A 25,704-nucleotide genomic window follows, 5' to 3' on the forward strand; every position below is an offset into this window, starting at 1 on the left:
CATCTCGACCGGCTGCAGCAGCAGCGACTTGATCGCGAGAATCGGTGCGCCGTCCTCGGCGAACGCCGTGACGCGCAGGGTGTTCGTGTCCACCCGGTCGAGGCGAACCCGCGCGGCTTCCGCCCCGGGGCGGTACAGCCGAATATCGGTGAGCGACAGCGGCATCGGAACGGTGTTGCTGTCGGCTTCCGAAGATCCGTCGGCCAGTTCGTCGACAGCCGCGTGCAGCATCGCGTCAAGCAGAGCGGGATGCACGCCGAAACGCCCGGCCTGATCGCTGACCGTAGCGTCGAGCGACACCTCGGCGAAGACCTCGTGCCCCCGCCGCCAAGCCGCGGTGACTCCTTGGAATGCCACGCCGTAGCCCAAGCCGCGCGCGCCGAGGCGGTCATACAATTGCGCGGCCGCCACCGGCTCGGCTGCGCCGGGTGGCCAGTCGCCGTCCACCGAGAACGGTGCGTCACCGGTGTCGGGGGCGAGCACACCCGTCGCGTACCTGGCCCATTCCTGGGACTCGACCTCGTCATCGGCGGCCCACTCGGCACCCGGCCGTCGGCCGTCGAAGAGCTCCGCGCTACCGGGCCGGGCATGGATCGCGAACGTCCGCCGACCGAGGTCGTCGGGCGCTGCCACACTCACCTGGATGTTCAGCGCATCGGCGACCGTCGGCAGCGGTGACTCGATCCGCAGTTCCGTCACCGAGCCTGCCGCCACTCGGGCGCCGACGCCCAACGCGGCTTCGATCAGTACGGCCGCGGGCATGACGGGCGACCCGAGGATCACGTGGTCGCCGAGCCAGGGATGGGCGGCGCGGGTGAGGCGGCCGGTGAACAGCCATTCGTCCCGGCCCGCGACCGACACCGCGGCGCCGAGCATCGGATGATCCGGATGGATCAACCCGGCACTGCTCACATCGCCCGCGCCCGCGCCGACCGAATCACCGGGCGTCCACCAGCGCAGCCGCTGGAACGCATAGGTGGGCAGATCGATTCGCGTCGCCGCCCTGGCCAGCGCCGCGGGCGATACGTCGATGCCGACGCTATGGGCGCGGGCGAGTGCTGCCGCGAAATGTTCCTGGCCGCCGTGACCGCGTTTCAGGGTGCCGACAACGGCCACGCGGTCGGCAAAGCCGATCGAGTCCGCAGTCAGCTCGACGGCCATGGAAACTACCGGGTGCGGACTGGTCTCGACGAATCCGTTCACCCCCGAACGCATCAGGGCTTCGATCGATTCGGCGAAGCGCACCGGCTCTCGCAGCGACCGGTACCAGTACTCGGCATCCAGCGTCGATGTATCGATATAGTCGGCGAACACGGTGGAGAAGAAGGGGACAGAACTCGCCATCGGCTGCACCGGCGCCAGTTCCGTCAAGATCCGATCGCGGATCTCCTCGGCCATTTTCGAGTGTCCGGGCCAGGTCGCCGGGACACGCTTCGCCCACACTCCGTCGGCCGCGCATTGCGCGACGAACTCGTCCAACGCCGCCGATCCGCCCGACACCACCGTCTGTGCGGGCCCGTTGATCGCCGCCAACGACAATTCGTCCCCGAACGGCGCCAACCGCTCCAGGACCGCCGCGGTGGACAGACCGACCGCGGCCATCGCCCCCTTGTCGATGAGCACCTCGGCCCCAGCTCGGGAGCGCAGCGCGATCACGCGCGCCCCGTCCGACAAGGACAAGGCGCCGATCACGACGGCCGCCGCGACCTCGCCCTGCGAATGCCCGATGACCACACTCGGTTCGACGCCGTTGGCGCGCCATAGCCGTGCCAGCGAGACCATGACGGCGAACAGCACCGGCTGGACGACGTCCACCCGGTCCAGCGACGCGGCTCCTGGTTCCCCCCGCACGACATCGGTCAGCGACCAATCGATGAACGGCGACAACGCCGTCTCGCACTCGGCGATCGACTCCGCGAACACGCCGCCCGCAGCGAACAAACCCGCGGCCATCCCCGGCCACTGGCTGCCCTGACCCGGAAACACCATCGCCACCCGCCGGGCCGCCGCGCGACCCGACACCACCGCGGACTCCGCGAGCTCAGCGGACTCGGCTCCTGGCTCGGCCAACGCCGCGAGCCCGGCCTTCATGCCGACGAGATCATGACCGACTACCGCACTGCGCCACTCCAACTGCGTGCGCGATCGCAACAACGAGTGCGCCACATCGGCGGCATCCGCTTCGGGGTGCTCATCCAACCAGTCCCGCAGCCGAGCGGCCTGTCCCCGCAACGCCTCCCGGCTCCCGGCGGACAGCACCCACGACAGGACCTCCGAGCCGCGAACGGGCGCGGCATCGACCGTCGCGACCGCGGGGGCTTCCTCCAGCACCACATGCGCATTGGTGCCGCCCATGCCGAACGCCGACACCGCCGCCCTGCGAACCTCCGCCGACGGCCATTCCTGCGTACCGGTCACGACCCGCAACCGCGCCGCGTCGAGCGAAATCCGAGGGTTAGGAGCACGGAAGTTCAAACTCGGCACGAGTTCTCGATGCCGCAGGCACAGCACGGTCTTGATCAGACCCGCGATCCCCGCGGCGGCCTCGAGATGCCCGATGTTCGTTTTGACCGAGCCCACGGCAAGGGGTCCGTCCGCCGGCCGCGACACACCGTAGGTGTCGCCGAGCGCGGCCGCCTCCACCGGATCGCCTGCCGGAGTGCCGGTGCCGTGCAATTCGACATACTGCACCGACAAGCCTTCTACCCCGGCCGCGTCGAGGGCCGCCCGGATGACCGACGCCTGCGACGCCGCGCTCGGCGCGCTCAACACCTGGCGCTCGTTGCCGTTGTTGACCGAACTGCCGCGGATCACGGCATGGATCCGGTCACCGTCGGCGACGGCTCGCCAGAGCGGCTTGAGCACGACGATGCCGCCGCCTTCACCGCGCACGATTCCGTCGGCGCTTTCATCGAAGGTGCGGCACTTGCCCGACGCCGAGCGCGCACCGAATTGTTCGATCCGTTCGCCGCTCAACGGCGAGAGGATGAGGTTCAGCCCGCCGGCCAGCGCCACGTCGCATTCGCCGTTGCGCACCGATTCGCAGGCCAGGTGCACCGCCACCAGCGACGACGACTGCCCGCTGTCGACGACGAGGCTCGGGCCGGTGAACCCGTACTGATTGGAGATGCGGTTGGCGACGACACCACGGCCGACGGCCCACAGCGAATGTCTGCCGACACCGGGCTTGCCCTGCGCAGCGGCTATTTCGGCGAAATCGGTTCCGGTGGAGCCGAGGAACACCCCGGCCCGCGCACCGGCCGCGTCGCGGTAGCCCGCGTCCTCCAACGCCTCCCAGCTCAGCTCGAGACCGAGCAGTTGCTGTGGATCGATCGACCGTGCCTCGTTCGGCGGCACACCGAAGAAGTCGGCGTCGTACTCCGACGCCGAGTCGAGGAATCCGGCTGTCTCGTCGATTCCGGGGCGGTCGGCGGGAGCGGATCCGATGGCATCGCGGCCCTCGCGCAGCAATCGCCAGAACTTCTCCAGGTCGGCAGCGCCCGGCAGCCTGCACGACATTCCGACGATCGCGATGTCATTCGCTCGTTCGACCATTGGGAATTCCTCATCTTCACGCTTGGTACTTCAAACAGCCACGTCAGTGGTTATTGCGAATCGCCAGTGCCCGTCGGCGCGGGTCGGATTCGCTGCGGCTAGGCCTCGCCCAGCTCCTCAGCCAGCCAGCGCCGTATCTCGTCCGCGGCGGCGGCGGACTCCGTGCCGATGATCGAGAAGTGGTCTGCGTCGATTTCGGCCGTCTTGCCGGTGTGCATCCACGTGGGCACCGGCTCGGCGAGATCGAGGCCGGGCAGCTGCGCCGCCGCCCGCAGGTCGAACGTCGGCGCCGCGATCGACACGGGTTGCCGTTTGTCGAACAGCTGCGCGTACTTGGCCATCGCGACGAGGCCGTGGTCACCGATCTCGGTGACCTCGTCGCCGAGGTCGAGGACAGAGCCGATCGCGGTCACCAGCACCCGGCGATTCTGTTCGGGGTCATCGGGTGAATAGGTGTCGAGCAGGATCACCGCCGCAGGCCCTCGCCCGATCTGCTCCAGCCGGTGCGCCAGCGCATGCGCGATCGCGCCGCCCGCCGAATAGCCGACGAGAACGATCGGGCGCAGGTTGTCGGTGCCCGCAACGGCCGCCGCTAGGTAATCCAGCAGCACCTCCCATGATTCGGGCAGCGGTTCGCCCGGTTGGGTTCCCGGCAGGCGCAGTGCGGCGATGGTGCGGTCCGCGCCGAGCTCGCGCGCCAGCCCGCCGAACTGGTGCGGTCCGGTGCCGACCACGAACGAAGGAACGCAGATCAGCGAGAGCCGCGAGGTACCCCTGCTCAGCGGGATCGGCGCAGGCTGGACCAGCAATTCGGTGCCGCTGGGGAACGTGTCGACGAGCTTGGCGCTCTCCAACAGCATCGGTATCGCGGTCTCGACGCTGCCGCGCCGGTGTGCGGCGAGAACCAGCTCGGTGAGCCCGCCGCGGTTCCGTGGCGCTGTCCAGGTTTTCCCGGTCGTCACCGTGGGTGCGTCCACCGCGTCCACCGTGGTCGGCAAGATCTCGGGGATCCGCGAGCACAGATAGTCGGCCAGTCCCGCAGCAGTCGGATGGTCGAAGACGAGGGTGGAAGGCAAGGCCAAACCGGTCGCCTTGACGAGCCGGTTGCGGAAATCGACGCCCGCGAGCGAGTCGAAACCCAGCTCCGTGAACGGAGCACCCGGATCGATCATGTCCCCGGATTTATGTCCGAGACTCGCGGCGACATGCTCGCGAACCGTCGCGAGCACAACGCCCGCGCGATCGGATTCCGGTGCGGCGGCCAGCTGCTGCGCCAACGACCGCACACTGGTTGCGCGGCGCGGCGCCGCCGTGACCAGGGAGCTGAGCATTCTCGGCAGTGCGCCCGCCGCGGCCTGCGCGGTGAGTGCCGCCATATCGAGACGCACGCCGATGCTCGTCGGCAGACCGGTGGCCAGCGCGGCGTCGAGCAGCGACATCCCGTAGTCGTCGTCGAGGGGAATCGCCCCTTCTCGACGCAGCCGCGCGATATCGGCCTCGGTGAGGGTGCTGGTCATACCACTGGTCGCGCGCCACGGACCCCACGCGATGGAGGTCGCGGGGAGACCGTGGTGGTGCCGGTGCTCGGCGACCGCGTCGAGGAACGCGTTCGCCGCCGCGTAGTTGGCCTGGCCCGGGCTGCCGATCGTCCCCGCGAACGAGGAGTAGAGCACGAACATCGACAGGTCGAGGTCCTTGGTGGCCTCGTGCAGGTGCCACGCCGCGTCGGCCTTGGGCCGCAAGACCGTCGCAAGCCGCTGCGCGGTCATATCGGCAAGCAGACCGTCGGCCAACACGCCTGCGGTATGCACGACACCGGTCAACGGATGCTCCTGCGGGATGGTCGACAGCAGCTCGTCGAGTGCCGCGCGTTCAGTCACATCGCAGGCGACCACGTCCACCTGCGCGCCGAACGCGGCCAATTCGGCCGCGAGCTCCGCGGCGCCCGGCGCGGCCATGCCCCGCCGACTGGCCAGCAGCAGCCGCCGCACCCCGTGCTCGACGACCAGATGCCGGGCTGCCAGCGCGCCCAACCCGCCGGTTCCTCCGGTGATCAATACGGTGCCGTCCGGTCGTGACGCAACGTCCTTGCCCGCGTCCACGCCACCGCGACTCAACCGCGGTGCGTACGCGGCACCGTCGCGCAGCACCAGCTGAGCTTCGTCCGCGACTGCCACAGCCACCGCGACGCCGCCGCGGTAGTCGTCCCAACAGTCCACATCGACGATCGCGATGCGGCCCGGGTTCTCGTGCTGACCGCTGCGGAGCAGACCCCACACCGCGGCGCCGACGAGATCCACCGGCGCACCGGCTTCGAGGGCAACCGCGTTCCTGGTGACGACGACGATCCGTTCCTGCTTGGTCAGGAGTTCGGCCACCTGCGCTGCCAGGTCGGCGAGCCGAGCGTGTAGCGCACCCGGCACGTCCGCATCGATCGGCGTGTCCTCGAGTCGGATCACGGCGACCGGCCCACCGTCGACAGTCACCGTCTCGCCCGCGTCGGTGCTCGCCCAGCGCACGGCGGCGACGAGATCGCTCGGCTTCGGTGTCGGCACCGGCACCCAGCGAAGCCGGTAGGCGGCGTGGCTCGATTCCGAAGCGCCTGCGGCGCGCAGGGTGTCGATCGGGATCGGACGCATGGTCAGCGCCGCGACCTCGAAGACCGGCTCCCCGTGCGCGTCGCCGAGTGTCACCGTGATCCGATGATTGTCCGGTCCTGTCGAACCCGACTCGGCGGCAGCCAATCTGACCCGCGCCGCCGTGGCTCCGACCGCGTACATATCCACGTTCTCCCACGAATAGGGCACGAAGATCTCGTCGTCGGCAGGCTCTCCGGTCAACCCGGTGAAGCGGATGGCGTGCAATGCCGCATCCAACAGCGCAGGATGCACCCCGAACCGACCGGCCGACGAATGTTCTTGCTCCGGCAGATTCACCTCCGCGAAGACCTCGCCGCCGCGCCGCCACAGCGCGGTCAACCCTTGGAACAGCGGCCCGTGCCCGTATCCGCGCTCGGCGAGCTCCGCGTACATGCCGCCGATATCCACCCCGACCGCGCCCACGGGCGGCCAACTCGCGGCCATCGCCGTCGCGGCGGCGCGGGCCTGCGACGCCGGTGCGACAAGGGTTCCCGTCGCATGGCGAACCCACTGCGCCCGGTCCGGCGCGCCATCGCGTTGCGGACGCGAATACACCGAAACGAGGCGTGCGCCGGTGTCATCGGGTCCGTCCGCGACCACCCGCAGTTCGACGGCGCCCTCGGAGGGCACCGCGAGCGGCGCGGTCACGACCAGTTCGGCGAGTCGCCGACTGCCGGTCATCGCCCCGATATGCAAGGCCAGCTCCGCGAAGGCCGTGCCCGGCAACAGCACCGTCCCGCCGATCATGTGATCGGCCAGCCACGGGTGGCTCGACAACGACAATCGACCCGTCAACACCACACCATCGGAGTCGGGCAGCCAGACCGCCGCGCTCAACAGCGGATGCTCGACCTCGTCCAGACCCGAGGTACGGACATCGCCCGTGTCGGCCGCGGCCGCCAGCCAGTACCGCTGGTGCTGGAATGCGTACGTCGGCAACGAGACTCGACGCACCGAATGCCCAGCGAACAACGACTGCCAGTCCACACCGATGCCGGCGATGTGCGCCTGCGCAAGGAATGTCACGAACCGACTCGCCTCATCGCCGACGCGACGACTCGCAGCGGCCACCAGCCATCCGGCCGGGACATCGCCGTCGTCGCTCACGCATCGGCGGGTCATGGCCGTGAGTACCGCGTCGGGTCCGATTTCGAGGAATCGGCGCACACCGGTGTCGGCGAGCGACCCGATCCCCGGCGCGAACCGGACCGCGGCGCGCACCTGCCCGACCCAGTACTCGGGATCGGTGAAAGCCTCACCCACCGCGCCGGTCACGTTCGACACGATCGGCAGCAGCGGTTCCCGGTAGGTCACCTCTCGCGCGACAGCACGGAATTGCGCGAGCATGGGTTCCATTCGCGCCGAATGGAACGCGTGGCTGACCCGCAACCGCGTCGTCTTGCGGCCCTGCCCCGACAACGTCCGCTCCACCTCGTCGACGGCGTCCACGTCACCGGAGATCACCACAGCATCCGGACCGTTCACCGCCGCGATCGACGCCCGGTCTCCGAAGCCGGTGAGCAGCTGGGCCGCTTCGGCTTCCGGCAGCGCTACCGCGAGCATCGCGCCGCCCTCCGGCAGCGCACCCATCAAACGACCACGCGCCGCCACCAACGCACACGCATCCGACAGCGACCACACCCCGGCCACATACGCCGCGACCACCTCACCGATCGAATGCCCGATCAGCACATCCGGGATCACACCGAACGACTCCACCAGCCGGAACAACGCCACTTCGAACGCGAACAACGCGGGCTGCGTGAACTCCGTCCGATCCAGTACACCTTCGGGATCGGTGAACATCACCTGCCGCAAAGACACCGCGGCGCTCGCCGAGGAGTGATGCTCGGATGACTGGACGGCCTGGCCGAGGTGACGATCGAACTCCGCACACACCTCGTCCAAGGCGGCCGCGAACACCGGGAACGCCGCATACAGCTCCGCCCCCATACCCACCCGCTGCGCGCCCTGACCGGTGAACACGAACGCCGTCTTCCCCGACCCTGCCATTCCCTCGACCACGCCGGAGGACGACGAACCTGTCGCCAACTCCGCGAGTTCGGCAAGCAACTGCTCCCGGTCGTGGCCGACAACCGCGCCGCGCCATTCCAGCTGTGCCCGCGTGTCGAGCAACGACCGCGCGACACTCGGCGCATCGGCGTCCGGATGATCGGCCAACCACGCCCGCAACCGCTCCGCCTGAGCACGCAAACCCGCCTCGGATTTCGCTGACACCAGCCACGCGACCACGCCCTCATGCGAGGACGTCGGTACCTCGGTCGATGCCCGCTCCTTCCGCGCCGCCACGGGCGCTTCCTCCACGATCACATGCGCATTCGTGCCACTGATACCGAACGAGGACACACCCGCCCGACGCACCCGCTCACCCGCAGGCCACGGCTCCGCCTCCGTCAGCAAACGCACCGACCCCGCCGACCAATCCACATGCGGCGACGGCGTATTCACATGCAATGTCTTGGGCAGCATCTGATGCCGCAACGCCTGCACCATCTTGATGACGCCACCGACGCCGGAAGCCGCGACCGAGTGGCCGATATTCGACTTCAACGATCCGATCCGGACCGGTTCCGTACGCGCTTGCCCGTAGGTGGCGATCAAGGCCTGCGCCTCGATCGGATCACCCAACGGTGTGCCCGTCCCGTGCGCTTCGACCGCATCGATGTCGGCGGGTTCCAGCCCGGCGACCGCCAATGCCGCCTCGATCACCCGCTCCTGCGACGGCCCGTTCGGCGCGGTCAAACCATTGGAAGCACCGTCTTGATTCACCGCCGAACCACGAATCACGGCAAGCACGGTGTGCCCCAACCGCTGCGCATCCGACAACCGCTCGATGGCAAGCACGCCGATACCCTCCGACCAGCCGACACCGTCGGCGCCGTCGGAGAAGGACTTGCAACGCCCATCGGGAGCCAGACCCCGCTGACGTGCGAAGTCCACGTACAGCTCCGGGCTCCCCGAGATCGTGACACCGCCCGCGAGCACCAGCGAGGTCTCCCCGTTGCGCAGTGCCTGGCAGGCCAGGTGCAGCGCGACCAGCGACGACGAGCACGCCGTGTCCACCGTGATGGCAGGTCCCTGCAAACCGAACACGTAAGCGACCCGGCCCGAGGTGACGCTGTCGGAGTTCCCGGTCATCCGGAAACCTTCGTGTTCGCCGACCACTCGCTCGGCATAACCGGATGGGGTGGCGCCGACGAACACCCCGGTATCGCTGCCGCGCAGCGACGTCGGATCGATACCCGCGTCTTCCAATGCCTCCCAGGCGGCTTCGAGCATCAGCCGCTGCTGCGGATCCATCGCCGTCGCCTCGCGCGGACTGATACCGAAGAACCCGGCGTCGAAAGCGCCCGCCGCGGTGAGGAATCCGCCTTCCCGGACGTAGGTGGTACCTGGTTCGTCCGGGTCCGGGTTGATCAGCCGCTCGAGGTTCCAGCCCCGGTCGGCGGGGAAGGGCGTGATCGCGTCGGTACCGGACGCCACCAGATCCCAGAGCTGCTCGGGGGACCCGACACCGCCGGGATAACGGCAGCTCATTCCGACGATGGCGATCGGCTCGTCCGTCCGCGTCCGGCGCACGGTTCGCGTCGGCCGTCGTTCCGCGGCAGGGGAATCCCCGATCCGGGACACCAGGAACGCCGCCACCGCCCGCGCGGTGGGGTGGTCGAAGACGAGGGTCGATGGCAGCGACAAGCCGGTTGCCTTGGCGAGCCGATTCCGGAATTCCACACCGGCCAACGAGTCGAAGCCCAACTCGGTGAAGGCGGCCTCCGACTCGATCGCCTCGGCCGAGGCATGCCCGAGCACCGCCGCCGCCTGCTCCCGCACCACCTCGAGCGCCACTTCGTCGCGTTCGGCGGCCGACGCCGAGGCCAGCCGCCCTACCAGCGACCCGATGCTCCCACGCGACTTGATGTGCGCCGAAACCAGCGAGCTCAGCACCTTCGGCAGTGCTCCCGCCTCGGCCTGCTCCGCAAGTCCCGCCGCATCGAATTCCGCACCGATCACCAGCGGCGCGTCGGCGGCGACCGCCGCGTCGAACAAGGCCAGCCCGGTCGTGTCGCCGAGTGCGCGGAAACCCAACCGCCGCAACCGCTCCAAACCGGCCGCACCCAGCTCCCCGGTCATGCCGGTGTTCGCGTTCCACGGACCCCATGCCACCGAGACACCGGGCAGCGCGGCCGCCCGCCGCAGTCGAACGACCGCATCGGCGAAGGCGTTCGCCGCCGCGTAATTGCCCTGACCCGGCGAACCGGCCAGCCCCGCGACCGAAGAAAACACCACGAACGCCGCAAGATTCGAATCCCGCGTCGATTCGTGCAACAACCACGCCCCGTCCACCTTCGGACGCAACACTCGGTCCAACTGCTCGGCGGTCAAGGTCTCGACGGTGCCGTCATCCACCACACCCGCGGCATGGACGACCGCGGACAAGGGGAACTGCGCCGGAATCTCGGCGAGCATCGCCGCGACGGCGCCGCGATCCGCGATATCGCACGCGGCGACGTCCACTTCGGCGCCGAGCGCCGCCAGCTCCGCGATCAGCTCGGGCACGCCATCGGCGTCGCCACCACGTCGCGATACCAGCAGCAGCCTGCGCACCCCGTGCTCCGCGGCCAGATGCCGCGCGACGAGCGCGCCGAGCCCGCTGGTTCCTCCGGTCACCAGCACCGTCCCGGCCCCGAACGACACCGGGCCCGCACTCGGCGACACCGGTTCCTTGCGCAACCGCGGCGCGGACAACCGGCCGCCGCGCACCGCGATCTGCGGCTCATCCACGGTCAGCACCGCCGACACCGTGCCTGCGTCGATCTCGCCGTCGTGGTCGAGTAGCACGATCCGGCCCGGATGCTCGGCCTGCACGCTGCGCACCAGGCCCGCGACAGCCGCGGACACCGGATCGGGCGACTCTCCCGGTAGGCCGAGCGCGTTGCGGGTGACCACGACCAGCCGCGACCGGGCAACCCTCGAGTCCGCCAGCCACGACCGCAACAGGTCGAGCGCTTCCGCGACGGTCCTGCGGCCCGCTTCCGCCACATTGACGACGCCGGATTCGTCGTCGCCGACCACCCAGACGAGCGCTTCGGCGACCGCGTCGGCATCGGCCAGGTCGTGCACCTGAGCGAATCGGCGATCGATTCCGGCCACATTCCCGCCGCCGAATATCGCCATCGTCCGCGCAGGATCGGAAGACCCTGCCGCGACCGGCACCCACTCCACGCCGTACAGCGGCACCACTGCCGAGCTCGACCGAACCCGTTCCACCGTGCGCCGCTCCACCGGATGCATCACCACGGAGTCCGCGCTCAGCACCGGCTCGCCGGCCTCGTCCACCACATCCATCCGCATGCGGTTGCCACCGAGCATCACCGCGCGGAGCCGGACCGGCCCCGACCCCGTCCGAGCCAGGCGCAGACCGCCGATCGACACCGGCAGCGGAATCCGGCCCTCGGGAATGTCGTCCATGACGAAGTCGAGAGCGGGGTGCAGGCAAGCGTCGAACAGCGCGGGATGAATCCCGTATCCCGAGGCCTGACCGGCCGTTGTCGCGTCCAACGAGACCTCGGCGAACATCTCATCGCCGCGCCGCCACATCGTGCGCACCGCACGGAACACCGGACCGTATTCCATGCCGAGATCCGCGACCCGCCGATACAGCACCTGCTCGTCGAGCCGCACCGCACCCACGGGCGGCCATGTCTGGTCCCATCCGGTCTCGGCGTCCGCCGTCGTGTCGGCGGCGGCCAGCACCCCACCGGCGTGCGGCACCCACGCGTCGGCATCGTCGAGGTGCTCGGCCCGGGAGTAGATGGTGAAGCGTCGCTGCCCATCCGGTTCGATCTCGCCGACAGCGACCTGCAGAACGACGGCGTGCTCACCGAGCACCAAAGGAATGTCCAGCCGCATCTCTTCGACGGTCGGCAGCTCGAGCCGCGCACCGATCGCCGACGCCAGTTCCAGGTAAGTGGTCGCGGGCACCACCGCGGTACCGAACACCACATGCTCGGCGATCCACGGATGACGGGCGTCGGAAAGCTGCCCGGTGAACAACCACTCGTCCTTACCCGCCACCGGCACCGCATCCAGCAGGATCGGATGCTCGATGTTGCCCGCGGCTACCGGACGCACCACATCCAGCCAGTACCGCCGACGCTGGAACGCGTACGTCGGCAACGGAACTCGCGCCGCGGCCCGGCCGGTGAGCAACGGCTCCCAGTCCACCTCGATACCGGCGTTGTGGGCGTCCGCGAGGAATGTGAGGAACTGTGTCACTTCGTCGACGCCGCGTCGTCCCGCGGCCGCGACCACCGACCTCGAATCGATATCCTCGGGCAGGCACTGCCTGGTCATCGCCGTCAGCACGGCGTCGGGTCCCAATTCGAGGAACCGCCGGACACCCATGTCCACCAGGGCGTCGACGCCGTGGGCGTAGCGGACGGTGTCGCGCACGTGACCGACCCAGTACCCGGGATCGGCGAACGCCTCGCCGCCGACCACGCCGAACACGTTCGATATCACCGGCAACAGCGACCGACCGTAGGTCACTCCGGCGGCGACGGCCTCGAACTCCGGCAGCATCGGTTCCATCAATGCCGAATGGAAGGCATGGCTGACCCGCAATCGCGATGTCTTGATCCCGTCCGCGGCCAGCTGCGGTTCCAGTTCCGCGATGGCATCCTCGGTGCCGGAGATCACGACCGAGGACGGCCCGTTCACCGCCGCGATCGATAGCCGGCCACGGAACCCGGCGATGGCTCCGGACGCCCGCGCTTCCGGGATCGCGGCGGCCAGCATCGCACCGCCGTCGGGCAGTGCGCCCATCAATCGTCCCCGCGCCACGACGAGCGCGCATGCGTCGGCCGCCGACCACATCCCGGCCGCGTATGCCGCGACCAGCTCGCCGATCGAATGCCCGATGAGTACGTCGGGGGTGATTCCGAACGACTCCACGAGCCGTAGCAGCGCTCCCTCATAGGCGAACAGCGCGGGCTGGGTGTACTCCGTCCGATGCAGCAGATCTTCGCCCGCGGTACCGAAGACGATGTCTTTCAGCGAGACGCCGGGCAGCGAGGGCTCCAGCAACCTGTCGAACTCGGTGCACAGCTCGTCGAACGCCGACGCGAAGACCGGGAACGCCGCATACAGCCCGGCGCCCATACCGACCCGCTGCGCACCCTGTCCGGTGAACAGGAACGCGATCTTGCCGCCGACCGGCGTGCCCTCGGTCACGCCTGGCGCGGCCGTGCCCGCGGCCAGGTCCGCGAGGCCCGCCAGCATGGCGTCCCGATCGCCCGCGACGACGGCGCCGCGCCGATCGAATCGAGCCCGCGTCGTCAGCAGCGAACGTGCCACATCGACCAGGTCCGCTTCCGGATGCGCCGACAGCCACTCGCGCAGCCGAGCGGCCTGCCCCCGCAGTCCCGCCTCGGATTTCGCCGACACCAGCACCGGCACCATGCCCGAAGCCACGGGCGGCGTAACGGCCGCGACCGGCTCCGTCGCGCGCTCCTGGCCTGCGGGTGCTTCCTCGAGAATGATGTGGGCGTTGGTCCCGCTGATGCCGAACGAGGACACCCCGGCCCTACGCACCCGCTCCACCGACACAGGCCATGGCCGTTGTTCGGTCAGCAATCGCACCGACCCCGACGACCAATCCACATGCGGCGACAACGCATCCACATGCAGCGTCTTCGGCAACATCTGGTGCCGCAGCGCCTGCACGATCTTGATGACCCCACCGGCACCCGCGGCCGCTTGCGAATGCCCGATGTTCGACTTCAACGATCCGACCCACAATGGCTCGGCGCGGCCCTGCCCGTACGCGGAGATCAGGGCCTGGGCCTCGATCGGATCACCCAACGGTGTCCCGGTCCCGTGCGCCTCCACCACATCCACATCGGTGGGATCGAGCCCGGCAGCGGCCAGCGCCGCCGCGATCACCCGCTCCTGCGACGGCCCGTTCGGCGCGGTCAAACCATTCGACGCACCGTCCTGATTCACCGCCGAACCACGAACAACAGCGAGCACGTTGTGACCGAGCCGCCGCGCGTCCGACAACCGCTCCAGCACCAGCACACCGACGCCCTCGGCCCACCCGACACCGTCCGCCGCCGCCGAGAACGCCTTGCACCGGCCATCACGCGACAAACCACGCTGCCGCGAGAACTCGATGAACATGAACGGCGTCGACATCACCTGAGCACCGCTTGCCAAGACCAGAGAGGTCTCCCCTTGACGCAGTGCCTGGCAGGCCAGATGGATCGCGACCAGCGACGACGAACACGCCGTGTCCACGGTGACCGCAGGGCCCTCCAACCCCAACGTGTAGGCCACTCGCCCCGAGAGCACACTGCTCGTCGAACCGGTCCCGACATACCCCTCGGCGACCGAACCGGCCGCCTTGGCGATCTCCTCGTAGTCCTGATACGAGACGCCGGTGACGACTCCGGTGTCGCTGCCCCGCAACGACAATGGATCGATACCCGCGTCCTCCAGCGCTTCCCACGACGCCTCCAGCAACAACCGCTGCTGCGGATCCATCGCCGCCGCCTCACGCGGACCGATCCCGAAGAACCCCGCGTCGAAATCCGCGATATCGGACAGGAATCCGCCGCGCCGCAGGTAGGAGGTGCCGGAATGATCGGGGTCGGGATCGAACAGCCGATCCAGATCCCAGCCGCGATCGGTCGGGAACTCGCCGATCGCGTCCGTTCCGGACGCGACCACCTCCCACAGGCCTTCCGGCGAGGTGATCCCGCCGGGATACCGACAGCTCATCCCCACGATCGCGATCGGTTCATCGGTACGAACCCGACGCGGCATGCGGGCGACGGCCCGGCCGGTGTCCGCTGCTTCCAGATCACCGACATGAGACCGCACGAACGTCGCCACCGCAGCCGCGGTGGGGTAGTCGAACACCAGCGTCGACGGCAGCTGCACTCCGGTGGCCTTGGCGAGCCGATTGCGGAACTCCACGCCGGCAAGGGAATCGAAGCCGAGCTCGGTGAACGGCGCGGCGGGATCGATGGCGTCGCCGGAAATGTGACCGAGCGCGCCTGCGACCTGCTCACGAACGACGTCGAGCACGATCGCCGCGCGCTCCTCGGCCGGGGCGGCGGCCAGCCGCCGCGCCAATGTCCCGCCCGTGTCCGCGGCCCGCCGCACCGGCACCGTGACGATCGAATGCAACATCCGGGGCAAGGACCCCTCGCGGGCCTGGACCGCCAGCGCCTCGGTGTCGAACTCCGTCGCGACCACCACCGGCGCTGCCGCGACGACCGCGCGATCGAACAGCGCCAAGCCATCCGCCGTCTCCAACGGACGCACGCCGAGGCGGCTCATCCTCGCCATCGCCGCATTTCCCAGACCGCTGGTCATGCCGATGTTCTGGTTCCACGATCCCCACGCGATCGACACTGCGGGCAAGCCCGCCGCTCTGCGCCGCGACGCCAGCGCGTCGAGGAACGCGTTCGCGGCGGCATAGTTGCCCTGCCCCGGGCTGCCGACCACGCCCGCGACCGACGAGAACAGCACGAACGCCGAAAGATCACGGTCACTGGTCAATTCGTGCAGATGCCATGCGGCGTCCGCCTTCGACGCCAGCACCCGGTCGAGCTGCCCGTTGGTCAAGGTCTCGATGGTGCCGTCGTCGAGCACGCCCGCCGAATGGATGACCGCGCTCGGGGCGAACTCGTCGGGCAATTCCGCGAGCAGCGCCGCAAGGGCCGCACGATCGCCCACGTCGCAAGCCGCGACCCGCACCTGCGCGCCCGCTGCCGTCAGCTCGCTCACCAGCTCGGCGACACCGTCGGCCCGCGCACCGCGACGCGACGCCAGCACCAGTCGCCGCACGCCGTGCGCGTCGACGAGGTGGCGGGCCAGCTCGGCGCCGAGGCCGCTGGTGCCACCGGTGATCAACACCGCGCCCGCGCCGAAGGACGACGCATCTGCCACGGCCGAGCCCGCCTGCCGCCGCAGTCGCGGCACCCGCAGCCCGCCGCCGCGCACCGCCAGCTGCGGTTCATCCGAACCCACCGCCGCGGCGATCACCTCGACTGTCGGTTTCTCCTCGACTCCCACGTCGACGAGCACGAACCGGCCCGGATGCTCGACCTGCGCACTGCGCACCAAGCCCCACACCGCCGCGCTCGCCGCATCCGGCGACTCGCCCGGCACGCCCATGGCTCCATGGGTCAGCACCACCAGTCGCGAATCGCGCAACCGCGGCTCGGCCTGCCACGTCTGCAACAGCTCCAGCGCCGAGCGCACCCACCTGTGCGTCCTCGCCGTCACGTCGCCGCCGGCGACAGCTTGCTGGTCGCCCGAAACAACACCGTCGGTCGAATCGTCACCGGCAGGCGACCAGACGACGATCTCTGGAGTCGCCGCGTCGTCGAGCAGCTCGGTGAGCCCCGCACTCCGACGCTCGACGCCCGCGACACTCGCGCCGCCGAGCAGCGCGACCGGCGCAACCGCCCCGGTCGACCCGGCCGCCACCGGCACCCATTCGACATCCGACAGCGACGCCCGCCGACCGGCCCCGCTGTTCAGCACTTTGGCATCCACGGGGCGGGCAACGAGCGAATCGAGACTCAGCACCGGGGCCCCGGTGTCATCGACAGCGAGGACCCGCATCCGCCCGGCTCCCCACCGCACAAGCCGAACCCGGACGGCCCTCACCCCGGTGCGGTACACCCGCGTCCCGGCGAAGGAGAAGGGCAACGGCAGCCGACCCGAGGACATGTCCTGCGCCAGCCCCCCGATCGCCGCGTGGAACGCGGCGTCGAACAACGCGGGATGAATGCCGAACCCCGGTGTCTGATCAGCGGTTTCGGCCGCCAGGGACACCTCGGCGAGCAGATCGTCGCCGTCGCGCCAGACCGACGTGACCCCCTGGAATGCGGGGCCGTAGCCGAGCCCCAAGTCGGCCAACTGCTCGTAGAGCCCGTCATTCGGCACCGGCTCGGCACCGGCGGGCGGCCATTCTCCGGTCGCGGCCGATCCATACCAGTCCGGCTCGACCCACGCGGGAACACTCTGCGCGGCCGGAGCCAGCACGCCGTTGGCATGCGACACCCATTCGCCCGCATCGGGATTCCCGTCGGCAACGGCACGCGAGTGGATCACGAACCGGCGGCGGCCTGCGCCGTCGGCGGGTTCGACGCCGAGCTGAAGGTCGACCGCAATGCCTGCCTCGAGCAGCAGCGGCGCTTCCAGCAGCAGTTCCTCGACGAAGTCGACGCCGAGGCGCGTGCCCGCCGTCGACGCAAGTTCCACAAAGCTGGTCCCTGGCAGCAACACCGAGCCGAAAACCGCGTGATCGGCCAACCACGGGTGGGTCGGCAACGACACCCGTCCGGTGAACAGCCATTCATCCTTGCCCGCCAACGACACCACGCCGGTCAAGATCGGATGATCCGATGACCCAGCCGACGCGTTAGCGACAAGTGGCTCCAACCAGTACCTCTGACGCTGGAACGCGTACGTGGGCAACGACACCCGATGCAGAGACCGGCCCGCGAACATCGGCTGCCAGTCCACCTCGACACCAGCGGCGTGCGCGTGCCCCAGCAGCGTCACATACTGCGTCACCTCGTCGACCGAGCGTCGAGCTGCGGCGACCACCATCGAGTCCGCCTCGACATCCGGGTATTCCGCCAGGCACTGGCGAGTCATCGAGGTCAGCACCGCGTCCGGGCCCACCTCGACGAACCGCCGCACCCCTGACGCGACGAGAGCGTCGACTCCGGGCGCGAATCGCACGCACCCGCGCACCTGCTCGACCCAGTACCCCGGATCGGTCACCTCGACCCCGGCCACAGCACCGGAGATATTCGACAGCATCGGAACAATCGGCGTTCGATACGTCAGACCCGAAGCAATGAAGCGGAATTCGGCCAGCATGGGTTCCATCCGCGCGGAATGGAACGCGTGGCTGACCCGCAATCGCGATGTCTTGACGCCCTCGTCGGCCAGCCCGCGCTCCGCCGCTTCGACGGCATCCACGTCACCCGACAGCACCACCGACGTCGGACCGTTCACGGCCGCGACCGACAACCGATCCCCGTACTCCGCCACGATGTCGACCGCACGCTGCTCGGTCACGGCCACCGCGAGCATCGCGCCGCCCTCCGGCAGCGCACCCATCAAACGACCGCGCGCCGCCACCAGCGCACAGGCGTCCGCGAGAGACCACACCCCTGCCACGTAGGCGGCCGCCAACTCGCCGATCGAATGCCCGATCAACACATCCGGGGTGATGCCGAACGACTCGACGAGCCGGAACATCGCCACCTCGAAAGCGAACAGCGCGGGCTGCGTCCACTCCGTCCGATCCAGCACGCCTTCGGGATCGGTGAACATCACCTGCCGCAATGACACCGCGGAGCTCGTCGAGGAGTGGTGGCCGGATGACCGATCGGCCCCAGCGAGGTGCCGATCGAACTCGGCACACACCTCGTCCAAGGCGGCCGCGAACACCGGGAACGCCGCATACAGCTCCGCCCCCATCCCGACACGCTGGGCACCCTGACCCGTGAACGCGAATGCCGTCCGGCCCCCGACAGCCGGACCGGACGACACCGAACCCGATGCCAGGTCGGCCAACCCCGCGACAAGGTGCTCCCGATCGCGGCCGACCACCGCGCCACGCGAGTCCCACTGTGCCCTGCTATCGATCAGCGACGACGCCACACTCCACAGGTCGGCATCCGGGTGATCGAGCAGCCACTGCCGCAACCGATTCGCCTGGCCGCGCAGCGCTTCGGCGGACTTGGCCGACACCAGCAGCGGCACCACATCTACGGCGACGGTTTCGGATTCATCAGGCGATGTCGACCGAACCGGATCGCCTGCGGCGGTCCCTTCGGCCGATCCGCCGACCGGCGCTGGTGCTTCCTCCACGATCACATGCGCATTCGTGCCACTGATACCGAACGAGGACACACCCGCCCGACGCACCCGCTCCCCCACCGGCCACGGCTCCGCCTCCGTCAGCAAACGCACCGACCCCGCCGACCAATCCACATGCGGCGACGGCGCATCCACATGCAGCGTCTTCGGCAGCACCTCGTTCCGCAGCGCCTGCACGATCTTGATGACCCCGGCCGCACCCGCGGCCGCCTGCGAATGCCCGATGTTCGACTTCAACGATCCGATCCGGATCGGTTCCGCACGATCCTGCCCGTACGCCGCGATCAGCGCCTGCGCCTCGATCGGATCACCCAACGAGGTGCCCGTCCCGTGCGCCTCCACCACGTCCACATCGGCAGGAGCCAATCCGGCAGCGGCCAGCGCCGCCGCGATCACCCGCTCCTGCGACGGCCCGTTCGGCGCGGTCAAACCATTCGACGCACCGTCCTGATTCACCGCCGAACCACGAACAACAGCGAGCACGTTGTGACCGAGCCGCCGCGCGTCCGACAACCGCTCCAACACCAGCACACCGACGCCCTCGGCCCACCCGACACCATCGGCCGCCGCCGAGAAGGACTTGCATCGACCGTCCGGCGACAGACCACGCTGCCGCGAGAACTCGATGAACAAATACGGCGTCGACATCACGGTGACACCGCCGGCCAGCACGAGCGAGGTCTCGCCGCGCCGCAGTGCCTGGCAGGCCAGATGGATCGCGACCAGCGAGGACGAACACGCCGTATCCACTGTCACCGCGGGGCCTTCCAGACCCAGCGTGTACGCCACCCGACCCGACACGACGCTGCCCGCCGAGCCGACGCCCGCGTACCCCTCGTAGACCGGACCCGCAGCCCTTGTCTTGTGCTCGTAGTCCTCGTACATCACCCCCGCGATGACGCCGGTGTCGCTGCCTCGCAACGACAACGGATCGATACCCGCGTCCTCCAGCGCTTCCCACGACGCCTCCAGCAACAACCGCTGCTGCGGATCCATCGCCGCCGCCTCACGCGGACCGATCCCGAAGAACCCCGCGTCGAAATCGCCGACATCACGCAGGAACCCGCCCTCCCGCGTGTACACCTTCCCGAACCGGTCGGGATCGGGATCGAACAACCCCGCGACATCCCAGCCCCGATCCACCGGAAACTCGCCGACGGCATCCGAACCGGACGCGACCAGATCCCACAGCTGCGTGGGCGACTCGACGCCACCCGGGTAGCGGCAGCTCATACCGACGATCGCGATCGGCTCGTCGATGCGTTCCCGCAGCTGGGTCAGGTCGTCGCGAGTCGTGAGCAGCTCGACGGTGACCTTCTTCAGATACTCCAACATGCGGTCGGACGAATCGCCGGTGCCTGTGTCCACGTTTCACATCCAGGGGTATTTCGGGGTTGACAAAGAAGCCCGGCGGCAGGAGCGACGCGGGCCTGGTGAGTTACCGAAATCGTTCGGTCAGGTGTCGGTGACGAGACGGCGACTGGAGTCGGCCGTCAATCGCCCGTTCTGTGTGTTGTGTCCGGCCGATTCGGCTACCGCGGGCGCGCGGTGGATCGGCAGACTGTCGGCCGTCGATTGTCGTTCGACACGATCAGTTGTGGAAATCTCCAACAATCGCAACGGCTTTCGGCCAACCTCGGTGCGGCGCGGCGACGGATCGGCGCGCAGACCTCGCCGCACGCGCTGCGCTGTGGTCAGCGAGGCTCCGGCGGCCGATGTGATTTCCCTGGTTGACGCCGTCTTCCGCCGAGGGGCGACCATCGGACCTCGGACGTCGTCGCTAGCTAACGAGACGTAGTCCATGTGAACGTTCCTTTCACCGTGGTGAAAGGTGTTCCGGCAACGTCATGGGAATTGCCCGGCTCAACACTTGCAGCCAGTACTTCACCCGTCCAGAAGACGAAATCAGTGCTCATCAAAAAATCTCTCTCCGCCAAGCAGACAGCGGGACATGCGTCCAGTTGCCTGCTGGGAGTTAGCCTGCCAGCCCAATCGTTTCCTCGCAACCGTTGTGCCGTCCTTTTATGTGCCGCCCTTCGGTGGCTCGTCGATCCAGTACGACACCAGCCGCTGACACATCATGTATCGGGAACGGAGGCGGCCGGTGAACACTGGTCGAAGCAGCATCGAAGTCAATGGGAATTCGGGACCCCCATGATCAGCGGGCTTGACAGCGCGATAATGGTCATGTCAACGATCGTCAGCCATGGATTGCGTTGTGTAGCCACGTTTCTCGCTCTCCGGATGTCATCCGGTCCGCCACGTCACGGCGACGTCGAGGTCCGCGCCCAGTATGGGCAGAATTCGCCGAATGTTCGCGATCGGGATGTCGCGGCGACGATCCGGCGGCGTGAACGACCGCGCTCTCGACGGCGGGCCTGGACCTCGGCGCGTGCGGCAGCATCCGTCCCGCGCCGTGGGCGGCCCGGCCGCCGAGATCGAACCGACGACGTCTCGCTCAGCGGGCGAGTGATCCGGCCGGGTTCATGACGCGCTGCACCCAGGCCGCACAGTCCAAAAGGGCCATGTCGTCGTTGGACGGTCGGGAGAGCAGGATGCCGGCGCGGGGCCCGGGCCGCACGGCAGGTGCAGGCAGGGTGATGCCGCAACTGCCGAGGTAGCTGAGCACCATGGTGGTACGCAGGACGGCGGAGTTCGCGCTGTCGTACCGATCCGGGTCGGACTGCAGGTCGGCCGTGCTCGGTGGGATGCGGCGCACGGTAGGGCACAGGAGCGTGGCGTCACCGAGATCGGCGGCGAACTCGGCACGCAAGGCAGCCATCGCGGCATAGACGGGGCCGATGGAATCGCCTGTATGCGCGTTGTTTTCGAGCCTGCGCCGGGTGCCGGGCTCGATCGGCATCGTCGAGTCGAGCCGGTGGCGATGCAGTAGGAAGGCCTCGGCGCCGACGATCGTGCCGTTGCCGTCCATCAGGTTCTGGGCATTCGACAGCGAAGGCACATGACGGATCTGAACGTCAGCGCCCGCGGCGCGGAGTTCGGCGACAGCGCGGCCGAGCTCGTCGGATATCTCCGCCGCGACGTCTTCGGACCATTCGCCCGCGGGGACGATGAACCGCGGCGGTAGCCGGCTCCGGCCGGGCCCGGCGGGGACGAGCACACGGTCGAGAGCGGCGAGGTCTTCGACGGTGGTCGCGAACACGCCGACGCTGTCGAGTGTCGCCGACAGCGGCGCGAAGTCATGGGGGCCATATCTGCCTGGGCTGGCGCGGTATCCGACGATGCCGCACAGCGCCGCGGGCACGCGCACGGATCCGGAGGTGTCGGTCCCGACCGCCAGCGGAACGATCCCGCGAGCGACCGCGACCGCGGATCCGGAGGACGATCCGCCGGGGATCAACTCCGGGTCGACGGGGTTGACGGGCGTACCGAAGCAGCGGTTGATCCCGAGTCCCGAGAAGGCGAACTCGCTGAGATTGGTTTTGCCGATGGTGACGAGTCCGCTGTCGTGCACGCGGCGCACGAGGTGGCTGTCCACGGCGGCGGGTTCATCGTGGAGGTGGCTGGCCGAGCCGCAGGTCGTCACTGCGCCTTGGACGTAGAACACGTCCTTCCACACGATGGGGACTCCGTCGAGCCTGCTGCGGCGGGTGCCGCGCAGGGCGCGGCGGTCACACGCCTCGGCCTGGTAGCGGGCACGTTCGCCGGTGACGGTAATCATCACCGCGGCCGAATCAGGTTGCCTGGCACGGTCGACCGCGGCGGCGACCAACTGCGCCGACGTCGTCTCGCCGCTCGCGAGGGCCTGCGCCATTGCGGTGGCGGTAGTCATGGGTATGTACTCCAGATGCTCGGGTCCGGAACGAATAGAGCACACGCTATCGCGCAGGCATCCGTGCGGATATGTGCGAACATCTATCCAATCGCCCTAAGAGTGTGTACATATCCATTCCCGTTGACCGCTGCGGTTCTGTTGACTGAGCGGCATGACAGCGTTGAGCTACCCGGAGCCGGTGACCGTACCGGCCAGGCAGGGCCGGTCGGTGACCTTGCGCAAAGGCGAGCGATTACGGATCACCGACGTCGCCGGCGGCCAAGTCGGAGATGTGTTCGCCTACAACATCGACGACATCACCGAGCATCACAGCGCCTCGCACACTCGCACCCACATCAGCCGCCTGTTCCCCGAGCTGGGCGAATCCTTCGTGACCAACCGGCGGCGGCCTATCCTCACCTATCTGGCCGACACCTCCCCGGGCCGGCACGACATGTTGATCGCCGCCTGCGATCCGGAACGCTATGCGGCATACGGCGACCCGAACCACGCCAGCTGCGCGGACAATCTGCGGCAAGCGATGGCCGACCTCGGCCACCCGGCGCTGCCGTTCATTCCGCAGCCGATCAATGTCTTCATGCGCATCCCCGTCGCCGCGGACGGGGAGCTGTCCTGGCTCTCGGCCGCCACCGCGCCAGGGGATTCGATCACCTTCCGCGCGGACATGGCGTGCATCGTCGTCGTCTCGTCCTGCCCGCAGGACCACAACATCATCAACGGCGCCGGACCCACCCCACTGGCACTGACCATCTCGACCCCGACCACCGAGGAGAACAGCGATGACCACCACTGAACTCGAACTGGCCCATCCCGCGCTCGAGCCGTTCGGCCTCGGCTCGCTGAAGTTGCGCAACCGGTTCGCCGTCGCACCTATGACACGCATTTCCGCCGAACCGGACGGCACGCCGACCGCGCAGATGGCCGAGTACTACCGCGAGTACGCGGCGGGTGGATTCGGCTTGATCATCACCGAGGGCATCTACCCGGATGCCGCCCACAGCCAGGGCTATGTCAATCAGCCCGGCTTGGTCACCGACCGGCACATCACCGGATGGCGTGCGGTGGTGGACGCGGCGCACGGCGCCGGGGCTCCGATCGTCGCGCAGTTGATGCACGCCGGAGCCATCTCGCAGGGCAACGCCTATGGCTTCGAGACCATCGGACCGTCGGCCGTCGCGCCGCGCGGACAGATGATGGCCGACTACGGCGGCGTCGGCGGAGCGTGGAAAGCGCCCCGGGAAATGACCGCGCGCGATATCGACGATGTCATCACCGGATACACCGCCGCCGCCGAGAATGCCCGGACGGCGGGTTTCGACGGGGTCGAGATCCACGCGGCCAACGGCTATCTGCTCGACCAGTTCCTCACCGACTACACCAATCAGCGCACCGACGATTACGGCGGTCCGGTGGAGAATCGGATCCGCCTGACCGTGCGCGTGCTGCGCGCCGTGCGTGATGCGCTCGGTGATTTCCCCGTCGGTGTGCGGCTGTCGCAGACCAAGGTCAACGACTTCACCTACCGCTGGCCCGGTGCCGATGCCGACGCGCGGGTCGTCTTCGCGGCCCTGTCCGACGCGACCTACCTGCACATCGCCAGTGAGGGTAGGAATTTCCTCGAGACCTCGCGTTTCCCGAGCGGCTCGACCATCACGCAGCTGGCCCGTGAGGTGTCCGGCCGCCCGGTCATCGCCAATGGCGGCATGCACGCGCTCCCCCAGGCCGCCGATGTCCTGACCGGCGGGCACGCCGATGTGCTGTCCCTCGGCCAGGGTGCGCTGGCGAATCCGGACCTGCCGCGCCGGGTCGAGACGGGGGCGCCGTTGGCTGCGTTCGACCATGAGATGCTCCATCCCATGGCCACTCTGGACTCTGCCGCGGCATGGCGCGCACGAACCGGCAAATGAGCGATCGCGACTGGACCCGCGGCGCCGCCGCCGTGGCGACGCTCACCTTCGATGTCGACGCGGAGACGCCCATCCTCGCGGAAGGGCGCCACTACGCCGACCATCCCATGGTGATGTCACACCAGTCCTACGGCCCGGATGTCGGCGTGCCGCGGATCCTCGATCTGCTCGATGAGATGGCCGTTCCCGCGACGTTCTTCGTGCCGGGCTGGGTGGCCGAGCAGCGTCCGGGCCTGGCCCGTTCGATCGTCGACCGCGGGCACGAGGTCGCCCACCACTCCTACAGCCACCGTGCGCCAACCTCATTGCCGCCTGGCGCCGAACGCGCGGATTTCCTCCGCGCACTGGATGTTTTCGCCGCACAGGGCATCGACATCGCCGGACACCGTGCGGCGATGTGGAGCGCCAGCCGCGAAACCATCGGTCTGGTCGCCGAATACGGGCTGGCCTACGACTCGTCGCTGATGGGTGACGACCGGCCGTACCTGGTCGACAGCACGCACGCGCCGGTGGTGGAGCTGCCGGTGCATTGGTCGCTCGACGATTGGGAGCAGTACGCGTACCTTCCCGAGCCGCGTATCGGCTCGGTCATCGAATCACCGGTCAAGGTCGAGCGGATGTGGCGCGCCGAACTCGACGGGATGCGGCATTACGGCTGTTTGTTCAACGTGTGTATGCACCCGTTCCTCACCGGGCGGCCGGGCCGGATGATGGCGCTGCGCAACCTGATCTCGTATGCCAAGGAGTGCGGGGATGTGACCTTCGCGCGCTGTCGCGATGTGGCTGCCCGGGCGCGCGAGGACGTGGGTACTCCGCATCGCCCGCTGCCGAGCTACGACGTGGACCCGGCTGTGTATCCGAACTGATTTCGCGT

The 25,704-nt window shown here is 68.8% G+C and carries 5 protein-coding genes and 1 pseudogene; 3 read left to right on the forward strand and 3 right to left on the reverse strand.

Going from position 1 to position 25,704, the window contains the following annotated elements:
- Positions 1–3: 3 nt before the first annotated feature.
- The 3 genes and pseudogenes from ACFU4Z_RS13285 to ACFU4Z_RS13295 form a co-directional block, all read right to left on the reverse strand.
- Positions 4–3,555: pseudogene (locus tag ACFU4Z_RS13285) on the reverse strand (type I polyketide synthase); the annotation flags it as partial.
- 98 nt (positions 3,556–3,653) lie between these two features.
- The gene (locus ACFU4Z_RS13290; RefSeq protein ID WP_379062393.1) at positions 3,654–20,495 is read right to left on the reverse strand and encodes a type I polyketide synthase; all 16,842 of its coding nucleotides are present in this window, start codon (positions 20,493–20,495) and stop codon (positions 3,654–3,656) included.
- 1,090 nt (positions 20,496–21,585) lie between these two features.
- On the reverse strand, positions 21,586–22,920 hold the full coding sequence (locus ACFU4Z_RS13295) for an amidase family protein (protein ID WP_379062395.1): 1,335 nt from the start codon (positions 22,918–22,920) through the stop codon (positions 21,586–21,588).
- Positions 22,921–23,074: 154 nt separating this feature from the next.
- Here ACFU4Z_RS13295 and ACFU4Z_RS13300 point away from each other — a divergent pair, with 154 nt between their 5' ends.
- Genes ACFU4Z_RS13300 through ACFU4Z_RS13310 form a run of 3 tightly spaced genes read left to right on the forward strand, consistent with a single transcriptional unit; the run spans position 23,075 to position 25,696 of the window.
- Complete coding sequence (locus ACFU4Z_RS13300; protein ID WP_379062397.1) at positions 23,075–23,716, forward strand: DUF1989 domain-containing protein; 642 nt, start codon at positions 23,075–23,077, stop codon at positions 23,714–23,716.
- The gene (locus ACFU4Z_RS13305) at positions 23,703–24,830 is read left to right on the forward strand and encodes an NADH:flavin oxidoreductase (RefSeq protein WP_379062399.1); all 1,128 of its coding nucleotides are present in this window, start codon (positions 23,703–23,705) and stop codon (positions 24,828–24,830) included. Before ACFU4Z_RS13300 ends, ACFU4Z_RS13305 begins: the two co-directional genes overlap by 14 nt.
- The gene (locus tag ACFU4Z_RS13310; RefSeq protein WP_379062401.1) at positions 24,827–25,696 is read left to right on the forward strand and encodes a polysaccharide deacetylase; all 870 of its coding nucleotides are present in this window, start codon (positions 24,827–24,829) and stop codon (positions 25,694–25,696) included. Before ACFU4Z_RS13305 ends, ACFU4Z_RS13310 begins: the two co-directional genes overlap by 4 nt.
- The last annotated feature ends 8 nt before the right edge of the window (positions 25,697–25,704 follow it).

The organism is Nocardia sp. NPDC057440 (genome assembly GCF_042802915.1).
Classification (GTDB): Bacteria; Actinomycetota; Actinomycetes; order Mycobacteriales; family Mycobacteriaceae; genus Nocardia.